This window comes from Oceanimonas sp. GK1, from assembly GCF_000243075.1.
In the GTDB taxonomy this organism is placed as follows: domain Bacteria; phylum Pseudomonadota; class Gammaproteobacteria; order Enterobacterales; family Aeromonadaceae; genus Oceanimonas.
The window spans coordinates 2,617,408-2,639,920 of record NC_016745.1; the positions used below are offsets into that span (position 1 = coordinate 2,617,408).

Below are 22,513 nucleotides of genomic sequence, written 5' to 3' on the forward strand. Positions count from 1 at the left end.
GCTCGCCCCGATGTTAACTAAACGGCATTATCATTTAACAAAAATTAGTGGATATTAAACAGCCGTGCCGCGATGGAACGACCATGGCCATGCCACGACGACATGTTAAGGACGCACTCATGCACAAGGCCCGTGATACCGCAAAAAGCCATGCCGACTCGCCCTGGTCGGCCTTTCAGTCCGTCGATCTGATGCTGTGCGACATCAACGGTGTCATTCGCGGCAAACGCATTCAGACCAGCGCCTTTGAAAAGGCCCTGAGCCAGGGCATCAGCCTGCCGGCCTCGGTGTTTGCCCTGGATATTACCGGTCAGACGGTGGAAGAAACCGGCATGGGCCTGGCTCAGGGCGACAGCGACCGGCTGTGCCGGCTGCTGCCCCATACCCTGGCGCCGGTGCCCTGGCACAAGATCCCGTCGGGCCAGATCCTGATGACCATGGAAGATCTCGACGGCAGCCCCTTTTTTGCCGACCCGCGCCATGTGCTGCAAAAGGTACTGAACCGGCTGAAGGAAAAAGGCCTGCACCCCTGTGTGGCGGTGGAGCTGGAGTTTTACCTGGTGGATCAGAAGGAAGGGGCCGACGGTCTGCCCCAACCGCCCATACTGCCCGGTACCGATGAGCGCATGCACGATACCCAGGTCTATTCCCTGGACGATCTCGACAGCTGGGAAGACTTTCTGGTGCAGGTGGCCGAGGTGTGCAAACTGCAGCACATTCCCGCCGACAACGCCGTGGCCGAGTACGCCCCGGGCCAGTTTGAAATCAACCTCACCCACCAGAATGATGCCGTGGCCGCCTGCGATCAGGCCATTCTGCTCAAGCGGGCGATCAAGGCCATCGCCATCAAGCAGGGCATGTACGCCACCTTTATGGCCAAGCCCTACAACGGTCAGGCCGGCTCGGGCATGCATATTCATGTGAGCCTGCTCGATAACGACGGCAACAATGTGTTTGCCGGGGATCACGAGCTGTTGCGCCAGGCCATTGCCGGCACCCTCAGCATGCTGCCGGAATCCATGGCGCTGTTTGCCCCCAATGCCAACTCCTTTCGCCGGCTGCAGCCGCACATGTTTGTGCCCCTGCACGCCAGCTGGGGCTTTGACAACCGCACCGTGGCGGTGCGCATTCCGTCGGGTGACCCGGCCAATACCCGACTGGAACACAGGGTCGCCGGGGCCGATGCCAACCCCTACCTGGTGGTGGCGGCCATTCTTGCCGCCGTGGATTATGGCCTGACGGAACAACTGCACCCGCCCGCGCCCATTCAGGGCGACGCCAACAAGCTGGATCTGCCGCTGCTGCCCTACCGCTGGCAGAACGCCCTGGACCGCTTTGCCCAGTCGCACCGGCTGTCGCAATACCTGGGCAAGGAGTTTCACCGGGCCTATCTGATTAACAAGCGCTTTGAGCTGGCCGAATTCGATCAACACGTCACGCCGCTGGAATACCAATGGTATCAGCACCTTGTGTAAAAACTCAGGAGCCTCTATGCAGCCGCACGCCGATTCCTATTACGCCGCTTCCGCCCATTCGGCCCCGGAGTATTCCGCCCTACACGATAACCTGGAGGTGGACGTGTGCATTGTGGGCGCCGGCATTACCGGCTGCAGCGCCGCCCTCAATCTGGCGGAACGGGGCTATAGCGTGGCGGTGCTGGATACCCGCCGGGTAGGCTGGGGCGCCTCGGGTCGCAGCGGCGGCCAGATGATTTTCGGCTATGCCTGTGAGCAGGCCTCGCTCACCCGACTGGTGGGAGACAAGATCAGCCGGCAGCTGTGGGACATCTCAATCGAGGCACTCACGCAGATGCGCCAGCGCATTGACCAGCATAAGATTCAGTGCGATCTGGCCGATGGCCACCTGCACGCCGCGGTCAAGCCCCGGCACATGAACGAGCTGGAACACTGGGCCGACAGCCTGCGCCGGGACTACGGCTACGACTCGCTGCAACTGTGGAGCCGGGAGCAGGTGCGAGCACAACTGGACAGTGAGGCCTATCTTGGCGGCCTGTATGACGCCGCCAGCGGCCATGTGCATCCGCTCAACTACACCCTGGGGCTGGCGAATGCCGCCGCCGAGGCCGGGGCCCAGTTTTTTGAATATACCCCCGCCACCCGCATTGAGCAGGGCGAACACCCGGTGGTGCACACGCCCCACGGCATGGTTCGCTGCCGCCATCTGCTGCTGTGCGGCAACGCCTATCTGGAAGGCATCGCCCCGGACATCGAGCGCAAGATCATGCCGGTGGGCACCTACATTACCGCCACCGAGCCCCTGGGCGAAGCGCGGGCCCGCTCCCTGATTGCCAACAACATGGCGGTGGCCGACATCAACTTTGTGCTCGACTATTTTCGCCTGAGCGCCGACCACCGGCTACTGTTTGGCGGCCGGGTCAGTTATTCGGGGCGGGATCCGGTCAACCTGGCGGCCTCCATGGGCAAACGGTTACGCCATGTGTTCCCCCAGCTGGCGGACGTGAAACAGCAATATACCTGGGGCGGCTATGTGGGCATTACCATGAACCGGGCCCCCCATTTCGGCCGGCTCAACGGCAATGTCTATTTTGCCCAAGGGTTCTCCGGCCATGGCATTGCCCTCACCGGCATGGCCGGCAGCCTGATGGCGGACGCCATTGCCGGCAGTGCCGAGCGCTTTGATCTGTTTTCCCGCATTCCCCACCGGGACTTTCCCGGCGGCCGGCTGTTGCGCACCCCGGCCCTGGTGCTGGCTATGGCCTGGTACCGGCTGCGGGATCTGTTGTAAAAATACCCGGAATATGCTCCAGTGAACGTAGCTGCCGCTTTAGCCGGCAGGGCCTGTGCAACAGGCCTTGAGTTCCAATGTGTGAGAGGCGAAGCATGGAGCAACTGGAGTTTTTCGATGTCCCCAGCCCCTGCATCAGCGTCTGCCAGGTCAATAACCGGGGCTACTGCAAGGGCTGCTTTCGCAGCCGGGACGAACGCTTTAACTGGCTCAAATTCACCCCGGCCCAGCGCCGGGAGGTGATCCGCCTGTGCCAAGATCGCAAGCGCCGAGTGCTGGCCGCTGCCCGCAAGAAACAACTGGAGCTGGAGCTCGAACCGCAGGTTGTTCCGCCCCAGGATACCCTGCCGCTGTGAGGTGAGACGTGTGGGCACTCCACACTCCAAAGCGTCAAACTGGACTGGCCCGAAAAAAGTAGACACCTTCATTTAATGAGAAGGTGTTATGAAGTACAAACCCCACCGTCACTTTAGCGATGCATTCAAACGTGAGGCCGTCGAGGCCTCGCTATCCACCACAGAGACACAAGCTCAGCTTGCTGGCAGACTCGGGATCCATCCTAACCAATTGAGTCGCTGGCGCAGAGAGTGGATCATGACCAAGAAATCATCTGACAAAGCAGTTGAAAACATCGGACCAGAAAAAAGCCTGCAGGAGCTGGAGCGCGAGGTGGCTCGGCTGAAGAAGCAGCTTGAGCGGAAAGAGCTGGAGAACGAAATCCTAAAAAAGGCACAAGAGTACTTCGCCAAGCACGGCAAGTAAGGTTTGCCTTTATCGAGGCTCACCGAAGTCAACGCTGGCGGGTCTCGATAATGTGTGAAGTACTCGATGTGTCACGAGCGGGATATTATCGCTGGCGAGCACGTCAGCACTCGCCGGGAGCGCGTACCATCGAGCGACGGACGCTGAGCACCTTCCTGCTCGAGCGAGCCAGGCAACTGAAGAATGTGCCGGGTTATCGCAAGATGTGGCTGGAAGCACGGGATGCCGGGTTCTGCTGCGGCAAGAACCAGGTTCAGGGCTTGCTGAAAGACGCTGGTTATCGTTCATGCACGGCTCCTAAAGCAGGATATCAAAAGCCAGCATCATCCTTGCCTGTGTTGCCGAATCTGCTGAATCGCCAGTTCTCGGTGGGGTCAGCGAACCGAGTTTGGGTATCAGATATCACCCAAATCCGGTGCAGTGAAGGCTGGCTCTACATTGCTGCAGTCCTGGACCTGGGCACACGCCGCGTGGTGGGCCGAGCCATGGGTGCGATCAATAGCGCTCAGCTGGTGCTGGAGGCCCTTGAGCAGGCATGGCAACATCAGCTGCCAGATGGGACACAGCTGTTGTTCCACTCGGACCAGGGGAGTCAGTATCGGAGCGAAGAGGTGATGAGATGGCTCAATACACGGGGAATCACCATCAGCATGTCACGCCGAGGTAACTGCTGGGATAACGCCTGTTCGGAAAGCTTCTTCGCGCTGCTCAAGAAGGAATGGACACATCCATTAGGAATGCTCGGAAGAGACGAAATGGCAGATGAAGTCCGGTATTATACGGACGAGTATTACCCGAAAGTGCGGCGCCACATGGCGCTGGGAGGAATAACTCCCAATGCCTACGCAGCTGCCGCTTAACTTAAGTGTCTACTTTATCGGGGCCACTCCACACGTCAAACGTCAAACATAAGACGTAAAACGTCAGACGTCTGACAGCCTTTCCCTGATCAGCCCGGCAATCCGTGCCGCCGGCTCGGGTTCAAGATGCAGATGGTGGCCGCCGTCGAGCACGCAGAGCTCAAGAGCAGGCACCAACTCAAGCCACGGCCGAACGCCGTCAAGCTCATTGCCCCTTGCCGCCATCATCAGCAGCACCGGCATGCTTAGTCGCTGTAAAAAGGCCGCCACCTGCTGCTCGCACAGACGCACCACCGACGGTTGACTCAGGGCAATGTCGTGCCGCCAGCACCAGCCTTCCGGGGTTTCTTCAAGACTGCGGGCCAGCAGCCAGCCCGCCGCTTCCCGGCTCACGGCATAGCGACCGCCCATACGTGCCTGCAGCGCCTGCTCAAAGCTGGCATAAGGCCGCCAGCCACGGCGGCGAATGCGCTGGCCCTTGTTCAGGGCCGCGGCCATTTGCTCGGGCAGGCTGTCGGCGGTATAGGTACGCGGCGCCAGGCCATCAAGCAACAATAACCGGCTGACCCGCTCGGGAAAACTGCCCGCCAGCAGGGTGGCCACGCTGGCCCCCATGGAATGGCCGAGCAGGGCCACTTGCTGTAATTCCAGCGCATCCAGCATAGCCTTCACATCGGCCACGTTGTCCCAGATGTAATAGGGCTGGCCGGGCGCGCGATGATCGGACAAACCATGGCCGGCCAGATCCGGGGCAATCAGCCGCACATGAGGCAACTGCTGCGCCAGCAGGGTAAAGCTGGCGGCATTGTCGAGCCAGCCGTGCAATGCCACCACGGGAATACCGGCAGGATCGCCCCACTCCGCCACCGCCAGCCGGCGGCCGTGAATGTTTATGCCAGACTCCCGTGCTGTCATGGCTTACACGCCCCGCTCGTTGTTCCAGATGATCACGTGCAACTGGGGCAGCACCCGGGCCTCAAACCAGCCATCGGCGGTGACTCTGTCCACCAGCCAGCGCAAGTGAGCGTTGAGGGCGTCGAGATCGGTTGTCCGCTCCGGCTCATCGGGGGTAGCCGGGGCCGGATTGCAGGGCTGCAGGGTGAGCGGCAATTGTGGATAGCGGGCGGCAAAATCCCGCGCCCACTGGTAGTCGACTTCGTCGGCAATCACCAGCTTGAGGGTGACCTGGGTGTGGGCGCCGGCGGCGGCCAGACAGGCGTCGAACCGGTGCTGACTAAAGGCCATGCCGGCGGACGGCGGCTTGGGGCTCAGGGTCAGGTGGTCGAGTTCGGCAAACCAGTCCTGCACCTTGCTCCCTTGAGTTTCAATGGCGAAGGTGTAGCCCTTGGCATGGCCAAGCGCCAGCAGCTCACCCAGAGGCTGCAGTGCCGGGTTGCCGCCGGAAAGCGTCACCAGCAGCGGCCGGCCGCCGCTCAGGCGCTCAACCTCGGCCAGCACCGCCTCGGCGCTCATGGGCGTCCAGTCAGCCTTGAAGCGGGGCTCAACGGCATAGAGGGTATCGCACCAGCTGCAGCGAAAATCACAGCCGCCAGTGCGCACAAACACGGTGGGCACCCCGGTGAGCGCCCCTTCTCCCTGAATGGTGGGGCCGAAAATTTCACTGATGGCGATCATGGCCGGTACTCGGCCCAGGTCTTGGGGGTTTCCGAGACCAACACCGCGCTCACTTCGGGCCAGCGCTCGCGGGCCCAGTCATACAAATGACGAGCCAGCCGCTCGGCGGTGGTGCACTCGTCCCCCAGCACCTCGTTGAGGTGGCGGTGATCGAGCCGGTCGTCGATATAGTCCTTGAACGCCTTGAGCTCGAGGTAGTCGCGCACAAAGCCGTACTGATCCAGGGTTTCGCTTTGCAGCTCGATCACCACCACATAGTTATGACCATGCAGCCGGGCACAGGGGTGCCAGTCGGGCATTTGCTTGAGCTGGTGGGAGGCGGAGAAATGAAACTCCTTTTTGATGGTATACATTACTTCGCCCTCGCCACCGCTTCCCGCCAGAACTGTGTGTCCTGATAGGGCGTGGGATCCGCCAGGCCGGCCAAGGCCATAGCCTCGATACGCTCCACGCAGGTGCCGCAACGGCCACAATGCACCTCGCCGCCTTCGTAGCAGGACCAGGTGTCGGCCACCGGCACCCCAAAACGGGCCGCGTCCCGGGCGATCTCGGTTTTGTCGGTATTGACGTAGGGGGCCAGCAGCGCCACCTCGGCCACGCCGTCCAGGGCTTGCGCCTGCATGTCGCCAAACAGGCGAATAAAGTCGGGCCGGCAGTCGGGATAGATGAAGTGATCACCGCCATGCACCGCCAGTGCCACAGTATCAAGGCCGCGGGCGGCGGCCACGCCAAAGGCGATGGTCAACATGATGGCATTGCGGTTGGGCACCACGGTGACCTTCATGTTTTCTTCGCTGTAATGACCGTGGGGCACATCGATGTCGTCGGTGAGCGCCGAGCCGGAAAGCTGGCGGCCGATATGGCCGATATCCATCACCAGGTGAGGAACACCGAGGCGCTCGGCACAGCGGCGGGCGGCGTCGATTTCTTTTTTGTGGCGCTGGCCGTAGTCAAAGGTCAGCAGGGCGCCGAGGGCGTGGTCCGCCGCCAGCCGGTAAGCGAGCGTGACGGAATCAAATCCGCCGGAGCAGATCAGCAGTGCTTTCATAGATTGTGTCCTTGTTTTGTCCGGGTAGGCTGCGACCGGGTAAAAAGCGGTGTGCATTTTAACGCCGTGGGCGGCGAGCGCAAACAAAAAGGGCGCCGAAGCGCCCTTTGGGTCTGATTCTGAGTCGTCTGTCCATTCCGCCAGGGGTCGGCCAAAGGACCAACTTCACGACACGCTTCAGGTACATCCCTGTAACGCTCGGCAAATGCCATCCATGGCATTTGATCGGTCGTGAAGCCGTTCCCTTTAACCGCCCCCTCGAAGGCTGACGTAGCCAGAGCCTCAGTGCTTGGCGTGCTCCGCCAGATACAGCCAGGTATCGATCACGGTGTCCGGGTTCAGGGACACCGAGTCGATGCCCTGCTCTACCAGCCAGGCGGCGAAGTCGGCATGATCCGACGGCCCCTGGCCGCAGATACCCACGTACTTGCCGGCCTTGCGGGCGGCCTGAATGGCCATGGACAGCAGCGCCTTGACCGCCTCGTCGCGCTCGTCAAAGGAGCCCGCTACCAGGCCGGAGTCCCGATCCAGCCCCAGGGTGAGCTGGGTCATGTCGTTGGAGCCGATGGAGAAGCCGTCGAAGTAGTGGAGGAACTTGTCCGCCAGCAGGGCGTTGGAGGGCAGTTCGCACATCATGATGACTTTCAGGCCGTTTTCGCCGCGCTTGAGGCCGTTCTCGCCGAGAATGTCGATAACAGAAGCGGCTTCATTCAGGGTGCGCACGAAGGGGATCATGATCTCGACGTTGGTCAGGCCCATGTCGCCCCGTACCCGCTTCATGGCCTCGCATTCCATGGCAAAGCAGTCCTGGAAGTCCTTGGAGATGTAGCGGGAGGCACCGCGGAAGCCCAGCATGGGGTTTTCTTCATCCGGCTCGTAAGCGTCACCGCCGAGCAGGTTGGCGTATTCGTTCGACTTGAAGTCGGACATGCGCACGATCACCCGCTCCGGCCAGAAGGCGCAGGCCAGGGTGGCGATGCCCTCGGTCAGTTTGGCCACGAAGAATTCCCGCGGGCTGTCGTAGCCGGCAATGATCTCGTCGATCTTGAGCTTGAGCTCCGGGCTCTGGGTGTCGTAGTTGAGCAGCGCCTTGGGGTGCACGCCGATCATGCGGTTGATGATGAACTCCAGCCGCGCCAGGCCCACACCGGCGTTGGGCAGTTGGGCAAAGTCAAAGGCCCGATCGGGGTTGCCCACGTTCATCATCACCTTCACCGGCGAAGGCGGCATGGAGCCCACTTCCGAGGTGTTGACGCTAAACTCCAGCTTGCCGTTATAGATATAGCCGGTGTCGCCCTCGGCACAGGACACGGTCACATCCTGGCCGTCCTGTACCAGCTCGGTGGCGTTGCCGCAGCCCACCACGGCGGGAATGCCGAGCTCACGGGCAATGATGGCGGCGTGGCAGGTGCGGCCGCCCCGGTTGGTAACGATGGCGGCGGCCCGTTTCATGATCGGTTCCCAGTCCGGGTCGGTCATGTCGGTCACCAGCACGTCGCCGGCCTTGATCTCGTCCATCTGATCGATGCTGTCGATCACCTTGGCGGTGCCGGCTCCAATCTTGTGGCCGATGGCCCGGCCTTCGGCGATGACCGCGCCCTTCTGGTTGAGGGCAAAGCGCTCCAGCACATTGGCGTCCTGGCGGCTACGCACGGTTTCGGGGCGGGCCTGCACGATGTAGAGGTTGCCGTCCACGCCGTCGCGGGCCCATTCGATGTCCATGGGGCGACCGTAGTGTTTCTCGATGATCATGGCCTGCTTGGCCAGCTCCATCACCTCAATGTTGGTCAGAGAGAACTGACGGCGCTCTTCCCGGCTGGTTTCCTTGATTTCCACCTGCTTGCCCAGCTCCTGGGCATTGGCGTAGATCATTTTCTGCAGCTTGGAGCCCAAGGTCTTGCGTACCACCGCCGGGCGGCCGGCGGTCAGGGTGGGTTTGTGTACATAAAACTCGTCGGGGTTCACCGCCCCCTGCACCACCATTTCACCCAGGCCCCAGGCGGAGGTGACAAACACCACCTGATCAAAACCGGATTCGGTGTCCAGGGTGAACATTACGCCCGAGGCGCCGATGTCGGAACGCACCATGCGCTGAATGCCGGCAGAGAGCGCCACGCCCTTGTGGTCGTAGCCCTGGTGCACCCGGTAGGAGATGGCGCGGTCGTTAAACAGAGACGCGAACACGTGCTTGATGGCTTCCATCACCGCATCCAGGCCGTGCACGTTGAGGAAGGTTTCCTGCTGGCCGGCAAAAGACGCGTCAGGCATGTCTTCGGCGGTGGCGGAAGAACGTACCGCGAACGAGGCCTCGTCGCCGGCCTTGCCGGCCAGCTCTTCGTAGGCTTCGCGAATGGCCGCTTCCAGCTCGGGCTGGAAGGGAGTGTCGATCACCCACTGGCGAATGGTTTTGCCCGCGTTGCCCAGGGCGGCGATGTTGTCCACGTCGAGCTGGTCGAGCAACTCGTGAATTCTGTCGTTGAGCCCGCTTTGCTCGAGAAATTCGTTAAAGGCATAGGCGGTGGTCGCAAAGCCGCCAGGCACCGACACTCCGGCGCCAGCCAGCTGGCTTATCATCTCGCCCAGTGAGGCGTTCTTGCCGCCAACCCGGTCCACGTCGTGCATGCCGAGCTGTTCATACCAAATCACATATTCCTGCACTGCCACGTCTCCACAAAAAGGGGGTTTCGGGATATCCGTATCTCAATTGATTTCTGTGTAAAAACAGAGCCACTTGGTATTGTTGTAAGGATATGGGCCTGTACACGCTTTGATTCTACAATGGCCCCGAAAAGCGGGTAAACGCCCTGCCCGCCCCAATACCTGAAAGTGAGATCTGGAGGCCCTGTGCACACGGTTTTTTATGTTTCTGATGGGACGGCGATCACAGCCGAAGTGTTTGGCCATGCCGTGCTGAGCCAGTTTCCCCTGCCCTTTGAGCAAATTACCTTTCCCTTTGTGGAGGACGAAGACAAGGCGCGCGCGGTGCGGGATCGCATCAATGCCAGCTTTCACCAGAGCGGCAAGCAACCCCTGGTGTTTCACACCATTATCGACGACCGGCTGCGGGGCATCATCACCGACAGCGAGGCCATGTGTTACGACTTCCTCAATACCTTTGTGGCCCCCATCGAGCAGCAGCTCGGCGTCAAGGCCGAGCCCCGCGCCCACAAGGCCCACAGCATTGAGAACAAACACAACTACGATCTGCGTATCGACGCGGTGAACTACGCCCTCGACAACGATGACGGCGTCACCACCAAGGAATATGACGAAGCCGACATTATCCTGGTGGGCGTGTCCCGCTGCGGCAAGACCCCCACCAGCCTCTACCTGGCGCTGCAATTCGGCATTCGCGTGGCCAACTATCCCTTTATCGATCAGGACATGAGCCGAATGAACCTGCCCGCCGCCCTCAAGGCCAATCGCCACAAGCTGTTCGGGCTCACCATCGACGCCAACCGGCTGCAGGAAATTCGCCAGCGGCGCCGGGCCGACAGCCGCTATGCCACCATTGAGCAATGCCGTTATGAACTGGGCCAGGTCGAGCGGCTGTTCCGCATGGAAGCCATTCCCTTTATCGACACGACTTTTCACTCGGTGGAAGAGATCTCGGTGAAGATTCTGGAGAAAACCGGCATACGACGTAAAATTTACTAAGGCAAGACGCGCATTGATCCAGCACAAAAAACTGCGAGCAATTACACAGCATTGCTCTCAAATATGAACAAAATATTGATTTGGTGTTTACAAAAATGTATACATTGATCCCCGTGATTAACCACGGGGTCAACCCCCCTTGAGTTGACCACAAATGAGCCAATTCAGAAGCTCGAACACTGCGGTGTGGTTCTGTCAGCCTTTATAACCCCATAATGACGGCAGGCAGTGGACAACAACTCACTTGAGCAACCCTCAGGGACTTATGCAATGAAACACAGCCAAAGCAAATCGGTATTCGATTACTACGGCAAGCCGTCTTTCGGTAAAGCACTGCCGCTCTCCTTCCAGCACATACTGGCGATGATCATGGGTGCGGTCACACCGCCGCTCATCGTGGCCGGCGTGGCCGGGGCCAATGGCCAGGAAACCATGATGCTGGTGCAGCTTGCACTGCTGTTTTCCGGTATTTCCACCCTGCTGCAGCTTTACCCTGTCGGCCGTTTCGGTGCCGGCGTCCCCACCATCTTCGGTGTGGGTTTTGCCTATGTGCCCAGCCTTATCGCCATTGGCTCCGTGTACGGCATTCCCGGCATTCTCGGGGCGCAAATCGCCGGCGGTATCGCCATGATCATTGTGGGTCTGTTCATCAAGCAAATTCGTCACCTGTTTCCGCCCGTGGTGGCCGGTACCGTGGTGCTGGTGATCGGCCTGTCCCTGTATGACATCGCCATCAAGTACATGGCCGGCAGCGGCAACGTCAACGCCGAGGGCTTTGGCAGTGGCCAGAACTGGCTGGTGGGCATCACCACCCTGGCCGTGGTGCTGCTGTGCTCCCAGTTCGGCAAGGGCTACCTGCGCCTGGCCGCCATTATTGTGGGCATTATCGTGGGTTACGTAATGTCCTTTGCCTTTGGCATGGTTGACTTCACCAGCCTGCATGAAGCGCCCTGGGTGATTGTGCCCACGCCCTTCTCCATGGGCATTGAGTTCCACGCTTCTGCGGTGATTTCCATGGTGGTCATTTGTATCGTCAACTCGGTACAGACCATTGGTGACCTGTCTGCCACCACCGTCGGCGGCATGAACCGTGAGCTGAAAGACAAGGAGCTGTCCGGCGGCCTGCTGGGCAACGGCCTGACCACCCTGGTGGGCTCCATCTTTGGTGCCCTGCCCACCGCCTCCTTCAGCCAGAATGTGGGCATTGTGGCCATGACCAAGGTGATCAGCCGCTATGTGCTGGGCATTGCCGCCGTGTTCCTGGTGATTGCCGGCCTGATGCCCAAGTTCGGCGCCGTGATGACCACCATTCCCTACCCGGTGCTGGGTGGTGCCACCATCATAGTGTTCGGCATGATCACCATGACCGGTATTCAGTTGCTGGTAAAAGACGAGCTGTCTTCCCGCAACATCACCATAGTGGCCCTGTCCGTGGCCCTGGCCATGGGCATCAATGCCGTGCCCGAAGCCATTGCCCAGCTGGGCGACACCGCCCGCATGCTGATCGGCTCGCCGGTCATCGTGGCGGCCACCGTGGCCTTTGTACTGAACATGGTACTGCCCCGGAAATCCCTGAAGGACGAAGCCCGCGAGCGTGAGGAAATTGAGCGCCAGATGAACCAGGGTTCCGCCAAGTCAGACGCCAAGAGCGACAACGCCCAGCTGCGCGAAGCCAGCGCCGGCAACTGAAAGGGCAAGCCCTCGGGCAAAGATGAACATCCCCAGTGAGAAAAGCCGGTCGCAAGACCGGCTTTTTTGTGGCTGACGCTGTACGTGAGGGGTGAGGCGATTATCCCCTTACTCCTCCCCCCTCACTGAGGTATTCGGTTTACTTCAGTTGCCAGACCGTCATCTCGGCCAGGGTATGCTGAAACTTGCGCCGGGTTTCCCTTATCACAAAGGGCACGTCCTGCTGGCCGACCAGCTCGAACCGTTCGCCCAGCACCGCCTTCAGGCCATCGAGGGTGCTGAAGTTTTCGCCGTTGACCTTGACCCCGCCCAGCCATTTTTCCTTCGGCGTATAGTCTTCCAGCCAGGTGTAAGGCGAGGTCAGCACCAGGCAGCCACCGGCATTGAGCCGCTGGTGCACCTGGGCCAGAAAAGCCGCCGGATCGTAGAGCCGGTCAATCAGGTTGCCGCAGAAGATGAGGTCATAGCCGGTAAAGCGGGGCTTGAGGTTGTGGGCATCGCCCTGCACAAACTCGATGCGATGAGCCACTTCGGCATAGCCCATGTCCGCCAGGCTGGCCTGCTTGAACTCCACCAGATCCCCTTCGGTGGGAATGGCAAAGCGGGTCTGGCCGCTTTCCTTGAGCTGAAAGCCGTGCTGAATAAAACGGGCGGAAAAGTCGATGCCGTCCACCTTGTCGAAGTGGCGCGCCAGCTCAAAACTGGCCCGGCCCACGGAGCAGCCCAGATCCAGTGCCCGGCCCTTGTTTATTGCGGGTACATGGCTCAGCAGCGCATTGACGCAGGCCACCGGGTAGTTGGGCACATCAAAATAGCGGTCGCCATAATGGAATTCCAGGTACTGGGCGACCAGCTCGTCGGTTTCATAGGTGTTGACAGGCTCCACGGGGACCTCGGGGTTGTCGGATTCAATGTAGCGAAAGCCCGCATGCTGAAAGAAATGCCGGCGAAAGGCATAGCGGGAGTAACGGGTGGCCTCGTTGCCGGTCGAGATCCAGGAGCCGCCCTTGAACAGGTTGTGGCGATTGTCAAAGGTCGGGGTGGAAAAGTCGTCGTACAGCGGATGCACCTCAAAGCCGGGAAAGCCGTCGATGGGGGTTTCGGTCCACTGCCAGACATTGCCGGTAATGTCATGGATGCCGTCGTGCTCAAAGCGGTTGACCGGGCAGGACGACGCGTAATATTCCAGGTTGAGGTTGCCCGGCGCCCGCTCCCAGTCGGGCTGATCGGCGTCGATACGGTTGCGCAGCAGGGTCCATTCGGCTTCGGTGGGCAGGCGAATATGGCGGCCGGTTTGTGCCGCCTTCCAGTTACAGAAGGCCTTGGCTTCAAGGTAGTTCACCTCCACCGGCCAGTCCTGCGGCAGCGGTATCTCTTCCAGCAGGTTACGCTGGAAATACTGGCCGTCACGCTCCAGCCAGAAACGGGGCAGCGTGGCCTGAGTAAACGCCAGCCACTGGCGGCCTTCCTCGGTCCAGTGCTCCGGCTTGTGGTAACCGCCATCCTGCACAAACGCCGCGTATTCGCCGTTGGACACCAGGTATTTCGACACCCGGAACGGCTGTACCTCCACCGTTTTGCTGCCGTATTCGTTGTCCCAGCCGTAGGTGGTGGCCGAGGCGGGCTTGCCCAGGGTGAGGATGTCGCCGGCCACCGGCAACAGGGCATTTGGCGGCGCGCTGCCGGACTCTCGACAGGCGGCCCACAAGGGGTGCGGCCTGAGCTGCGCCAGGGGCAGCATGCGCATGATCACCGAGGAGGTTTCCAGGTGAATGCGCTCGTGTTCAATGCCCATCAGCACTATCCAGGCGGCGGAATCCTGGCTGATAGGCAGGGTTAGCGGCATCTCGCTGATAAACCGATCCACCGTTTCCCGCACCCGGTCGCGGTAGTCGCGTGTGTGGGCCAGGCTGGGCCAGTCGTAGTGGGCCTCGTTCAGATCGTCCCAGGACATTTCGTCCACGCCGATGGCGAACATCGACTCCAGCCGTTCGTCAATGCGCGCCGGCAGGTACTTGCCCAGCACCAGCTTGTTGATGAAAAACACCGCGGTGTGGCCAAAATAGAAGATCAACGGATGGCGCAGGGGTTCGGGCCGGGAATAGTAGGCGGCATCGGTGGTAATGCAGTCGAACAGCGCCTCATAGAGGCTGAAGGTCTGGTGAAAGTAACGACGGATTTCTTCCCGTTTTTGTACCGGATCCGTACCGGTCAGCAGCGGGGTTCGGGTTACGGCATCGGCCAGTGTGTGCATGAACATGTCCCTGATCACATTTTTGTTAACGTTACCTTGGCATGGGCCAAATGAGAAGCCTGAAAGGCCTCTGCAACAGACCCGCCGGTGGGAATTTTACTTCACCGGCCGAACGGCATTTTCCGCCGTTCTGCCTTGTGCTATAACCAAGCTCCTTCTCAACCCATACAGGAAGTATCATGTCTCAAGCCGACACTCAGTTCGACAATGTTTCCGTCCTCAAACAGGCCAATGTGTACCACGACGGCAAGGTCACCAGCCGCGTCGTGAAGTTTGCCGACGGCAGCCACAAGACCCTGGGCATCATGCTGCCCGGTGAATACACCTTTGGCACCGAGGCCGCCGAGCTGATGGAAATCACCGCCGGTGAGCTGGACGTACAGCTGCCGGGCAGCGAGCAATGGCAGCGCATTCAGGGCGGCCAGTCCTTTGAGGTGCCCGCCAACGCCAGCTTCAACCTCAAGGTTCACAGCCTGGTGGATTACTGCTGCTCTTACTTCCAGTAAGGCATCCGCAGGCTTATCCGGGCCGGCAGTCGCCGGCCCCGCACTCGGGAGGAGCCGGGCACAGCCGGTTGCGTCCCTGTTTTTTGGCCAGATACAACGCCTTGTCGGCCCGCCCCACAAAATCCTCGATCCGATCATGCAGCCCGGGCACACCGGCCACCACGCCAAGGCTCAGGGTCACGATGCCATGGTCGGACTGGCCATGGGCAATATTGAGCTCGCGCACCGCCTCCAGCAGCCGTCCGGCCACATGCCGGGTCTGCCCCAGATCCAGCTCCGGCAACAGCACGATAAACTCTTCGCCCCCATAGCGCGCCACCATGTCTCCCTGGCGATGCAGCTGATCGGCCAGCGCCCGGGCCACCCGGTGCAGGCACTCATCCCCCTGCTGATGGCCGTATTCGTCGTTAAAGCGTTTGAAGTAATCGATGTCTCCCATGATCAGTCCCAGCGAGCGCTGCTCGCGCTGGGCACGGCGCCATTCGGCGTCCAGGTGCCGGTCAAAGCAGCGCCGGTTGGGGATCTGGGTCAGCTCATCCACCTCGCTAAGGCGCTGCAGCGACTGGTTCATGTCCTGCAGGTGACGATTGGCCTGGGCCAGCTGTTGCTCGGCACTGGCCCGGGCCTTGACGAAGACTTCAAAGGTGGCGCCCATGCGGCTGATTTCATCATCGCCGTCGGTGGGAATGGGCACCGGCCGCCCCTCACCGTGGGACTGCATGGCCCGGCCCAGGCGATTGATGCGCTGAATAATGGCCCGGCGAATATAGAAAATGGCGCCCAGGGTGATCAGCACCAGCATCAGTGACGCCGCCAGCAGCCCCGCCAGGGAACGCTGCATCAGCACCTGCTGCTCCTGCAGGGCCTGCTGGGCCGAGGCCTTGAGGCGCTGATGGTAGCCAAAGGTGGCACTGGTGAGCTTTTGTGCCAATACCCGGGTCTGCCGGGCCGTGGCCAGGGTGGCGCGGGCATGGCGCAACAGCGGGCCCCGCCGGCTGAACAGGGTGGGCAGCTGTTCATCAAGCCGGGTCCGTAACGCGATAAATTCGGGGTCGGTGAGGGCCAGTGAGGCCAGATCGCGCAATTGCTGATCACAGTAGGCCTGCAGCCGGCTGATGTGCCCCGGACGCTCGGCACTCAGAACGGCGGCGGCGTAGCCGAGGGCCGCCAGCGCCGGGCCGGCAAAGCGCTGCTCGGGCAACGGCAACTCGCCCCCCTGCGGCAGCTCGGACAGGCGCCTGAGCAACAGAAACAACTCGTCCACCTGGCGCAACTGCCCCGCCTGCAGATCCTGCTCGGCCCGCAACCGTTCGTTAAGGCGGTCCAGGCTGCTGAAAAACGGCCGCTGCCAGCGATCCAGGGCAGCGGCATCGGCCTCGCTCAAGGGGCCGCCTTGCTGCTCCAGCCGCTCGCGGGTGCCCTGATAGAGACTGGCCAGGTTTTCCACCCGCCGGTTGCCGGCACTCACGGAACGATCATTGCCCACCAACAGTTCGTAAACTTCGGCGGCGATGGTCTCGGCGTCCCGGGTCAGCTCGGCGGCGATCATGGCCCGCTCGACATGACGGCCCACCGCCCCCGCCAGCCCCGAGTACTGGCTGAAGATCACATAGGCAAAGAGCGACGCCGACAACAGATACAGCCCAAACACCAGCATGATGATCAGCATCAGCCGTCGCCCCAGGCTGTTGCGAACCTTCTTACTGCCGGTGGCGGTCATCAGGGCGCGCTCAGCGAAACAGGGGCGCGAACAGCAGCCCGCCCCGGGACCAGGGCTGGTTCAGCCCCTGGGGCATGTTCACCGGGGTGTTGGGGCCAAAGTGGCGCTGGTAGATTTCGCTGTAGTTGCCCACGCTGCGAATGGCCTGATAGGCCCAGTCGGCGGGCAGGCCCAGCCGCTCGCCGAGATTACCGCTGGCGCCAAGCAGGTTGCGGACTTCCACATCGCGGCTTTGGGCACGGGCGCGCGCCACATTGCCTTGAGTGACCCCCTTGTCGTCAGCCAGGATCAGGGCATGAACCACGGCGCGGATCACCCTGCTCCATTCGGGATCATCGTTGCGCACCATGGGACTTATCGGCTCCCGGGACAGCAGCTCGGGCAACATGTGGTAGTGTTCGGGATCGTCGGCCCGGTGGGCCCGGTTGATGGCCAGGTTGATGCGATCGGCGGTGTAGGCATCGCAGTGGCCCCGGAAAAAACTGTCGCCATTGGAAAACACGACCCGGGCATGGATCTGATCCCGCTCCAGCAGGGTCAGCAGATTGCTGTGGGTGGTGGTGTTTTCGGTTACGCACACCGACTTGCCATCGAGATCAGACAGCTGCGTGATGCCCGAGCCGGTACGCACCAGCACGCCCTGGCCGTCGAACAGGTAGATGGCGGGAAAGGCCACCTGGTACTGATCTTCCCGGCCAAGGGTCCAGGTGGCACTGTACATGACCACGTCGCTGCGCTTTTGCTGCAGGCTGGTAAAACGGCTGGTGGCATCCACTTCCACATACTGCACCCGCTCCGGATCGCCAAACAGGGCCGCGGCGGTGGCCCGGCAGAAGTCCACGTAAAAACCGCGCCAGGCGCCGCTTTCATCAATGGCACTGCGGCCGGGATCATCCGGAAAGACCCCACAACGAATATCGCCATGGCGCAACGCCTGCTGCAGGGTGCTCCCCTGTGCCGGCACGCCCGCCAGCAATAACAGCACCAGCGCCAGCCCACCGGCGACCTTGCCAAGACCTTGTATTGCCATCATGACATCCTTGTTTACGCACTCCCCAACCTTGTCAGCATGACCCATTTTGCAAAAAATGACATCGTTTCGTCGCCATTCAATGGAGCTCGCCCTCACATTTTCCGCCCGCGGCCTTTTTGCTACGCTCAATCACAGGCAAAAGACGTCAGCCACTATTCTGAAAACAGGCTTTCTGGTCAGGAGACATGTCATGCTCATTACTCTCACCGTACGGCTGATCTCCGGCATGTACGCTCATCACGACTGGGCCTGCGAGCTGGAAATCGACGACGGCGCCTCACTGCACGAGCTGCATCATGCCATTCAGCAAGCGGTACGGTTCAACAACGATCACATGTACTCCTTTTTTATCGCCCGCCAGGAGCACAGCGCCGATCGCCTGCACTTTGACGGCGACGAATACTCCCTCGACGCGGCCATTTCGACCCTGTTCCCGCTGCCCAAAGGCAAAAAACTGTTCTACTGGTTCGACTTTGGCGACGACTGGATTTTTCAGGTATCCCGCTCCCGCAAAAAGCCGAGATCCTGCTCGCCGGGACGGTCCTATCCCCGCGTGACCGGGGAAACCGGCACCCGACCGGTGCAGTATGAAGGCTATGATCCCCATGCCGAGCCGGAGTGGTAAGCCCATGTTCAGGACCCTGTGGATGCTGTTGTTGCTGATGCTGCCGCTGCTGAGCCTGCCGCTGGCGGCCCGGGACTACGCCGTGCAGACCCTGGCCGAAGGACTGGATCATCCCTGGAGCCTGGCCGAGCTGCCCGACGGCCGCCTGCTGGTCAGCGAACGCCGGGGGCGGCTGTGGCTGCTGACGCCAGAGGGGGAGCGCACCCCGGTGTCCGGCTTGCCGGCCCTGGCCACCGGCGGCCAGGGAGGCCTGCTCGATCTCCGCCTGCACCCGGACTTTGCCGCCAACCGGCTGCTGTATTTCAGCTTCAGTCAGCCCGGCCCCGGCGGCGCCGGCACCGCCGTGGCCCGGGCCCGGCTGACCGATCACCGGCTGGAACGGCTGCAAGTGGTGTTTGAGCAGGTGCCCAAAACCCATGGCCGGGCCCACTTCGGCTCGCGCCTGGCCTTTGATCCCGAGGGGTACCTCTTTATTACCACCGGCGATCGTTACCACAGCCGGCACCAGGCCCAGCGCCTCGATAACCACCTGGGCAAGATCCTTCGGCTGCATGATGACGGCCGGGTGCCCGCCGACAATCCCTTTGTCGAGACTCCCGGCGCCCTGCCCGAGATCTGGAGCCTGGGGCACCGCAATCTGCAGGGCGCCGCCATTCACCCGGACAGCGGTGAGCTCTGGACCCATGAGCACGGCCCCCAGGGGGGTGACGAAGTCAACCGCATTCAAAGAGGCGCCAATTACGGCTGGCCGGTGGTGACCTTCGGCGAGGAATACGGCGGCGGCACCATAGGCGAAGGCAGCCGCAAGGCCGGCATGGTGGATCCGCTCTGGGTATGGGTCCCCTCCATCGCCCCTTCGGGTATGCTGTTTTACACCGGCGAGGCCTTTCCCGGCTGGCGCGGCCATCTCTTCGTGGGCGCCCTGGTCGGGCGCCGGCTGATACGGCTGGAGCTGGACGGAGAACGGGTGACGGGCGAACACCACCTGCTGGATGAACTGGGCTGGCGCATTCGCGCCCTGCACCAGGCCGCCGACGGCGGCATTTATGTGTTGACCGACGAGAACAACGGCCGCCTGCTCAAGCTGGTGCCGGCCGCCGGGGGCTGATTTTGCCGCTGAAATGGGGTAACCTGTAACAACTGTACTTTATTTCAGTTACTTTTGTGAACAATAAGGAAGGCAATATGAGCGACAAGATCTGGAACGTCTACCTCTCCGGCGAAATTCACACCGACTGGCGCGAGCAAATCATCCATGGTTGCGAAGCCCGGGGCCTGAAGGTGCGCTTCAGCTCCGCCGTGACCGATCACGATGCCAGCGACATGGTGGGCGTCAACATTCTGGGCAGCGAGGAAGACAACTTCTGGCGTGACCGCAAGGCCTCCGGCATCAACAGCATCCGCACCTCCACCCACATCAAGGAAGCGGACCTGGTGGTGGTGCGTTTCGGGCCCAAATACAAGCAGTGGAACGCCGCCTTTGACGCCGGCTTTGCCGTGGCCTCCGGTGTCCCCATCATCACCCTGCACGACGCCGAGCACGATCATCCGCTGAAGGAAGTGGACGAGGCCGCCAAGGCCACCTGCCGTCATCCGGAGCAGGTGGTGGAGATCCTGGCCTACCTGATGTCCTGATCTGACAAAGCGGAGCCTTGTGGCTCCGCTTTTGCTTGCCTGTGCCGGTTCCTGTCGGCCTGCCTGCCCTTTCGGCCTTTTTCATTCGCCCTTTCGTTTTACACTTCACCATGAATTAACAGAAAGGGTTACCGTTTCCATGAACATTCGCCTCGCCACCTTGCTGCTGAGCCTGGCCACGCCGCTAACGGCCGCCGAGTCCCCGATATGGATAGACGTGCGCAGCCCCGAGGAATACCAGCAGGATCACCTGCCCGGCGCCGTACTCATTCCCCATACCCACATCGCCCGGGGCGTGACCGAGCGTTACCCCAACCGCACGACCCTCATCAACCTCTACGGCGAGGATGGCCGGCGCTCACGCATGGCGATGGAAGCACTGCAGGCGCTGGGCTACAGCCGGGTGGCAGACCTGGGCAGCCTGAGCCGGCTCAGGGGAGACGAGCCGGCCCCCTTGCCCGTGGTGCACACCGCCGGCCATTCGATCACGCAGGAATAAGCCCGGTTCACGCGGGCTCATACTCGCGCAGGCCCACCTTCAGCACCCGGTCACCGTCCACATCCGCCACCGTCCAGATCATGCCGTAGCGCACGAAGTGATCCCCCACCACCGGGTGACCGCTGTTGTGGGCCAGCATGAAGTCACCCAGGGTCAGATCCTGCTCGGCGGCAGGCACATCCACCCCGTACATCAGCGCCACGTCACCCATGCGGGCATCGGCATCGAGAATAAAGTCGCCAAAGAAGGTCCGGGCCTTTTCGCGGGCCGCTTCCAGATCGCCCCCAAACATGTTGTTGAGGGTCTTCAAGTGCGTGCTGCGCCCGATCACACAGAGCATGTCGTTCATCGCCAGGCGGGTACTGCCCGACGCGGGCAGCAGGTTTTCATCCCGGAATACCGCCGCCACCCGGCAATGGGGCGGAAAGGTCAGCTGGCGTACCACCACGCCGTCGAGGGACTGGCTCTCCACCCGGTAGAGAAACATCTCGAAGTCATCTTCCTTGAAAATACCCAGCATGGAGCGACGCTTCGGCGCCGGCACCGGCGGAACTTCCACCTCCAGCCAGCGGGCCACCGGCGACAATGTCGAGCCCTGTACCAGCAGGGAGAACAGCACCACGAAAAAGGCGACGTTAAACAGCAGGCCCCCTTCCTCAATGCCGGCCATCAGCGGAAAGATGGCCAGCACAATGGGCACCGCGCCCCGCAGCCCGACCCAGGAGATAAAGCCCAGCTCGCGCACATTGAAGCGGAAAAACGGCAGCAGGGAAGCCAGCACCGCCAGCGGCCGGGCCACAAAAATCATGGCCAGGGCGATCAGGCTGGCGGGCAGCGCCATGGCCCACATGTCGGTGGGGGAAATCAGCAGCCCCAGCACCAGGAAGAGGCCAATCTGGCTCAGCCAGGCCAGGCCGTCGAACACCGGCAGAATGGACTCCAGGTTGCGCAACCGGGAATTGCCCAGCACCAGGCCGGCCAGGTACACCGCCAGAAAGCCGCTGCCTTCCAGCAGCGCGGTCAGGCCAAACAGGGTCAGGCCAAAACCGAACACCAGCAGGGGATACAGACCCGACACCAGGTGGATGCGGCGGATCAGCTGCACCAGCAACCGCCCCCCCAGCAGCCCCGCCAGGGCGCCTACCCCCAATTGGGTCAGCAGGAACAGAAGGGCATCGCCCATGCTGTTCATCTCCCCGGTGATCAGGGCAATCAGGGTCAGGGTGAGAAAGATGGCCATGGGATCGTTGGTGCCCGACTCAATCTCCAGGGAGGCGCCCACCCGCTGGTTGAGCTGCATACCCCGGCCACCGAGCAGGGAGAACACCGCCGCCGCATCGGTGGAGCCGACAATGGCCCCCAGCAACAGCCCCTGCAACCAGCCCAGATCGAGGATATACACCGCCAGCAGGCCGGTAATGCCGCTGGTGATGACCACGCCCAGGGTGGCCAGGCTGAGCGCCGGCTTGAGCCCCACGCGAAAGGTGTCCATGCGGGTGCGCATGCCACCGTCCAGCAAAATAATGGCCAGGGCCAGGTTGCCCACACTGTAGGCCAGGGAATAACTCTCGAACTGTATGCCGCCGGGGCCGCTTTCACCGGCCAGCATGCCGAGTAACAGGAAAATAAGCAGAATGGGAATGCCCGAGCGGGCCGACACCAGGGTGGCCAGCACACTCAGACCCAGCAAGACGCCGGTCAGCAAAAACAGGTGTTCGATATTATCCAATATGGTTATTCCAGTGCTTTTTTAGATTTGAATGTTATATCACACTCAAAGGCCACTCCAATAAGTGAATTTTTAATGATTTTTTAAAAATATAA

Annotated in this window: 20 protein-coding genes; 11 read left to right on the forward strand and 9 right to left on the reverse strand. The window is 61.4% G+C overall.

What is annotated here, in order from left to right:
• The first annotated feature begins 119 nt into the window (after positions 1-119).
• The 4 genes from GU3_RS12350 (at position 120) to GU3_RS12370 (ending at position 4,388) form a co-directional block, all read left to right on the forward strand.
• A complete protein-coding gene (locus GU3_RS12350; RefSeq protein ID WP_014292870.1) occupies positions 120-1,475 on the forward strand; it encodes a glutamine synthetase family protein in 1,356 nt (451 codons plus the stop codon).
• Positions 1,476-1,491: 16 nt separating this feature from the next.
• Positions 1,492-2,766 (forward strand): FAD-binding oxidoreductase, encoded by a 1,275-nt coding sequence (locus GU3_RS12355; RefSeq protein ID WP_014292871.1) that lies wholly within the window; start codon positions 1,492-1,494, stop codon positions 2,764-2,766.
• Positions 2,767-2,861: 95 nt separating this feature from the next.
• Positions 2,862-3,122 (forward strand): DUF1289 domain-containing protein, encoded by a 261-nt coding sequence (locus GU3_RS12360; protein WP_014292872.1) that lies wholly within the window; start codon positions 2,862-2,864, stop codon positions 3,120-3,122.
• A gap of 88 nt (positions 3,123-3,210) precedes the next feature.
• Positions 3,211-4,388, forward strand: a protein-coding gene (locus GU3_RS12370) for an IS3 family transposase (RefSeq protein WP_148265847.1) whose coding sequence is annotated in 2 segments (ribosomal slippage) — positions 3,211-3,502 and positions 3,502-4,388 — 1,179 coding nt in all. Because the reading frame shifts where the segments join, the coding sequence is not laid out codon by codon here.
• A gap of 63 nt (positions 4,389-4,451) precedes the next feature.
• Here GU3_RS12370 and GU3_RS12375 read toward each other — a convergent pair.
• The 5 genes from GU3_RS12375 to ppsA all read right to left on the reverse strand — a co-directional run bounded on the left by GU3_RS12375 (position 4,452) and on the right by ppsA (position 9,729).
• Positions 4,452-5,303: an alpha/beta fold hydrolase gene (locus tag GU3_RS12375; RefSeq protein WP_014292873.1), complete on the reverse strand. Its 852-nt coding sequence runs from the start codon at positions 5,301-5,303 to the stop codon at positions 4,452-4,454.
• Positions 5,304-5,306: 3 nt separating this feature from the next.
• Positions 5,307-6,023 (reverse strand): 7-carboxy-7-deazaguanine synthase QueE, encoded by a 717-nt coding sequence (gene queE / locus GU3_RS12380; protein WP_014292874.1) that lies wholly within the window; start codon positions 6,021-6,023, stop codon positions 5,307-5,309.
• On the reverse strand, positions 6,020-6,376 hold the full coding sequence (queD, locus tag GU3_RS12385; RefSeq protein ID WP_014292875.1) for a 6-carboxytetrahydropterin synthase QueD: 357 nt from the start codon (positions 6,374-6,376) through the stop codon (positions 6,020-6,022). The genes queE and queD overlap by 4 nt, the downstream gene beginning before the upstream one ends.
• Positions 6,376-7,071, reverse strand: a complete 696-nt coding sequence (queC, locus tag GU3_RS12390) for a 7-cyano-7-deazaguanine synthase QueC (protein ID WP_014292876.1) — start codon at positions 7,069-7,071, stop codon at positions 6,376-6,378. The genes queD and queC overlap by 1 nt, the downstream gene beginning before the upstream one ends.
• Before the next feature lie 282 nt (positions 7,072-7,353).
• Positions 7,354-9,729 (reverse strand): phosphoenolpyruvate synthase, encoded by a 2,376-nt coding sequence (gene ppsA, locus GU3_RS12395; protein WP_014292877.1) that lies wholly within the window; start codon positions 9,727-9,729, stop codon positions 7,354-7,356.
• A gap of 186 nt (positions 9,730-9,915) precedes the next feature.
• Here ppsA and GU3_RS12400 point away from each other — a divergent pair, with 186 nt between their 5' ends.
• Positions 9,916-10,728, forward strand: a complete 813-nt coding sequence (locus tag GU3_RS12400) for a pyruvate, water dikinase regulatory protein (protein ID WP_014292878.1) — start codon at positions 9,916-9,918, stop codon at positions 10,726-10,728.
• Positions 10,729-10,998: 270 nt separating this feature from the next.
• A complete protein-coding gene (locus GU3_RS12405) occupies positions 10,999-12,417 on the forward strand; it encodes a uracil-xanthine permease family protein (RefSeq protein WP_014292879.1) in 1,419 nt (472 codons plus the stop codon).
• A gap of 139 nt (positions 12,418-12,556) precedes the next feature.
• Here GU3_RS12405 and ovoA read toward each other — a convergent pair whose 3' ends face one another.
• On the reverse strand, positions 12,557-14,677 hold the full coding sequence (ovoA, locus tag GU3_RS12410) for a 5-histidylcysteine sulfoxide synthase (protein ID WP_014292880.1): 2,121 nt from the start codon (positions 14,675-14,677) through the stop codon (positions 12,557-12,559).
• 173 nt (positions 14,678-14,850) lie between these two features.
• Between ovoA and GU3_RS12415 the strand changes: the two genes are divergently transcribed.
• Complete coding sequence (locus tag GU3_RS12415; RefSeq protein WP_014292881.1) at positions 14,851-15,177, forward strand: pyrimidine/purine nucleoside phosphorylase; 327 nt, start codon at positions 14,851-14,853, stop codon at positions 15,175-15,177.
• Positions 15,178-15,190: 13 nt separating this feature from the next.
• On the opposite strand, the gene GU3_RS12420 is transcribed toward GU3_RS12415, so the two are convergent.
• Both GU3_RS12420 and GU3_RS12425 read right to left on the reverse strand, forming a co-directional pair.
• On the reverse strand, positions 15,191-16,897 hold the full coding sequence (locus tag GU3_RS12420; protein ID WP_014292882.1) for a diguanylate cyclase domain-containing protein: 1,707 nt from the start codon (positions 16,895-16,897) through the stop codon (positions 15,191-15,193).
• A 10-nt stretch (positions 16,898-16,907) separates the two neighbouring features.
• A complete protein-coding gene (locus GU3_RS12425) occupies positions 16,908-17,927 on the reverse strand; it encodes an amino acid ABC transporter substrate-binding protein (protein ID WP_014292883.1) in 1,020 nt (339 codons plus the stop codon).
• Between the two features lie 193 nt (positions 17,928-18,120).
• Between GU3_RS12425 and GU3_RS12430 the strand changes: the two genes are divergently transcribed.
• The 4 genes from GU3_RS12430 to GU3_RS12445 all read left to right on the forward strand — a co-directional run bounded on the left by GU3_RS12430 (position 18,121) and on the right by GU3_RS12445 (position 20,689).
• Positions 18,121-18,555 (forward strand): plasmid pRiA4b ORF-3 family protein, encoded by a 435-nt coding sequence (locus GU3_RS12430; RefSeq protein ID WP_014292884.1) that lies wholly within the window; start codon positions 18,121-18,123, stop codon positions 18,553-18,555.
• 4 nt (positions 18,556-18,559) lie between these two features.
• Positions 18,560-19,663, forward strand: a complete 1,104-nt coding sequence (locus GU3_RS12435; RefSeq protein ID WP_237711144.1) for a PQQ-dependent sugar dehydrogenase — start codon at positions 18,560-18,562, stop codon at positions 19,661-19,663.
• Positions 19,664-19,740: 77 nt separating this feature from the next.
• Positions 19,741-20,190 (forward strand): YtoQ family protein, encoded by a 450-nt coding sequence (locus GU3_RS12440; RefSeq protein WP_014292886.1) that lies wholly within the window; start codon positions 19,741-19,743, stop codon positions 20,188-20,190.
• Between the two features lie 139 nt (positions 20,191-20,329).
• Positions 20,330-20,689 carry a rhodanese-like domain-containing protein gene (locus GU3_RS12445; protein WP_014292887.1) on the forward strand — a complete coding sequence of 120 codons (360 nt, stop codon included), beginning with the start codon at positions 20,330-20,332 and terminating at the stop codon, positions 20,687-20,689.
• Between the two features lie 7 nt (positions 20,690-20,696).
• Here the strand turns inward: GU3_RS12445 and GU3_RS12450 are convergent, their stop codons facing one another.
• Positions 20,697-22,418, reverse strand: coding sequence for a potassium/proton antiporter (locus GU3_RS12450; protein WP_014292888.1), 1,722 nt, complete (start codon positions 22,416-22,418; stop codon positions 20,697-20,699).
• Positions 22,419-22,513: the final 95 nt, after the last annotated feature.

Coding starts and splice junctions, on each gene's coding strand:
- GU3_RS12350 (WP_014292870.1), top strand. CDS start 120: ATGCACAAGGCCCGTGATACCGCAAAAAGCCATGCCGACTCGCCCTGG.
- GU3_RS12355 (WP_014292871.1), top strand. CDS start 1,492: ATGCAGCCGCACGCCGATTCCTATTACGCCGCTTCCGCCCATTCGGCC.
- GU3_RS12360 (WP_014292872.1), top strand. CDS start 2,862: ATGGAGCAACTGGAGTTTTTCGATGTCCCCAGCCCCTGCATCAGCGTC.
- GU3_RS12375 (WP_014292873.1), bottom strand. CDS start 5,303: ATGACAGCACGGGAGTCTGGCATAAACATTCACGGCCGCCGGCTGGCG.
- queE (WP_014292874.1), bottom strand. CDS start 6,023: ATGATCGCCATCAGTGAAATTTTCGGCCCCACCATTCAGGGAGAAGGG.
- queD (WP_014292875.1), bottom strand. CDS start 6,376: ATGTATACCATCAAAAAGGAGTTTCATTTCTCCGCCTCCCACCAGCTC.
- queC (WP_014292876.1), bottom strand. CDS start 7,071: ATGAAAGCACTGCTGATCTGCTCCGGCGGATTTGATTCCGTCACGCTC.
- GU3_RS12405 (WP_014292879.1), top strand. CDS start 10,999: ATGAAACACAGCCAAAGCAAATCGGTATTCGATTACTACGGCAAGCCG.
- ovoA (WP_014292880.1), bottom strand. CDS start 14,677: ATGTTCATGCACACACTGGCCGATGCCGTAACCCGAACCCCGCTGCTG.
- GU3_RS12415 (WP_014292881.1), top strand. CDS start 14,851: ATGTCTCAAGCCGACACTCAGTTCGACAATGTTTCCGTCCTCAAACAG.
- GU3_RS12420 (WP_014292882.1), bottom strand. CDS start 16,897: ATGACCGCCACCGGCAGTAAGAAGGTTCGCAACAGCCTGGGGCGACGG.
- GU3_RS12425 (WP_014292883.1), bottom strand. CDS start 17,927: ATGGCAATACAAGGTCTTGGCAAGGTCGCCGGTGGGCTGGCGCTGGTG.
- GU3_RS12430 (WP_014292884.1), top strand. CDS start 18,121: ATGCTCATTACTCTCACCGTACGGCTGATCTCCGGCATGTACGCTCAT.
- GU3_RS12435 (WP_237711144.1), top strand. CDS start 18,560: ATGTTCAGGACCCTGTGGATGCTGTTGTTGCTGATGCTGCCGCTGCTG.
- GU3_RS12440 (WP_014292886.1), top strand. CDS start 19,741: ATGAGCGACAAGATCTGGAACGTCTACCTCTCCGGCGAAATTCACACC.
- GU3_RS12445 (WP_014292887.1), top strand. CDS start 20,330: ATGAACATTCGCCTCGCCACCTTGCTGCTGAGCCTGGCCACGCCGCTA.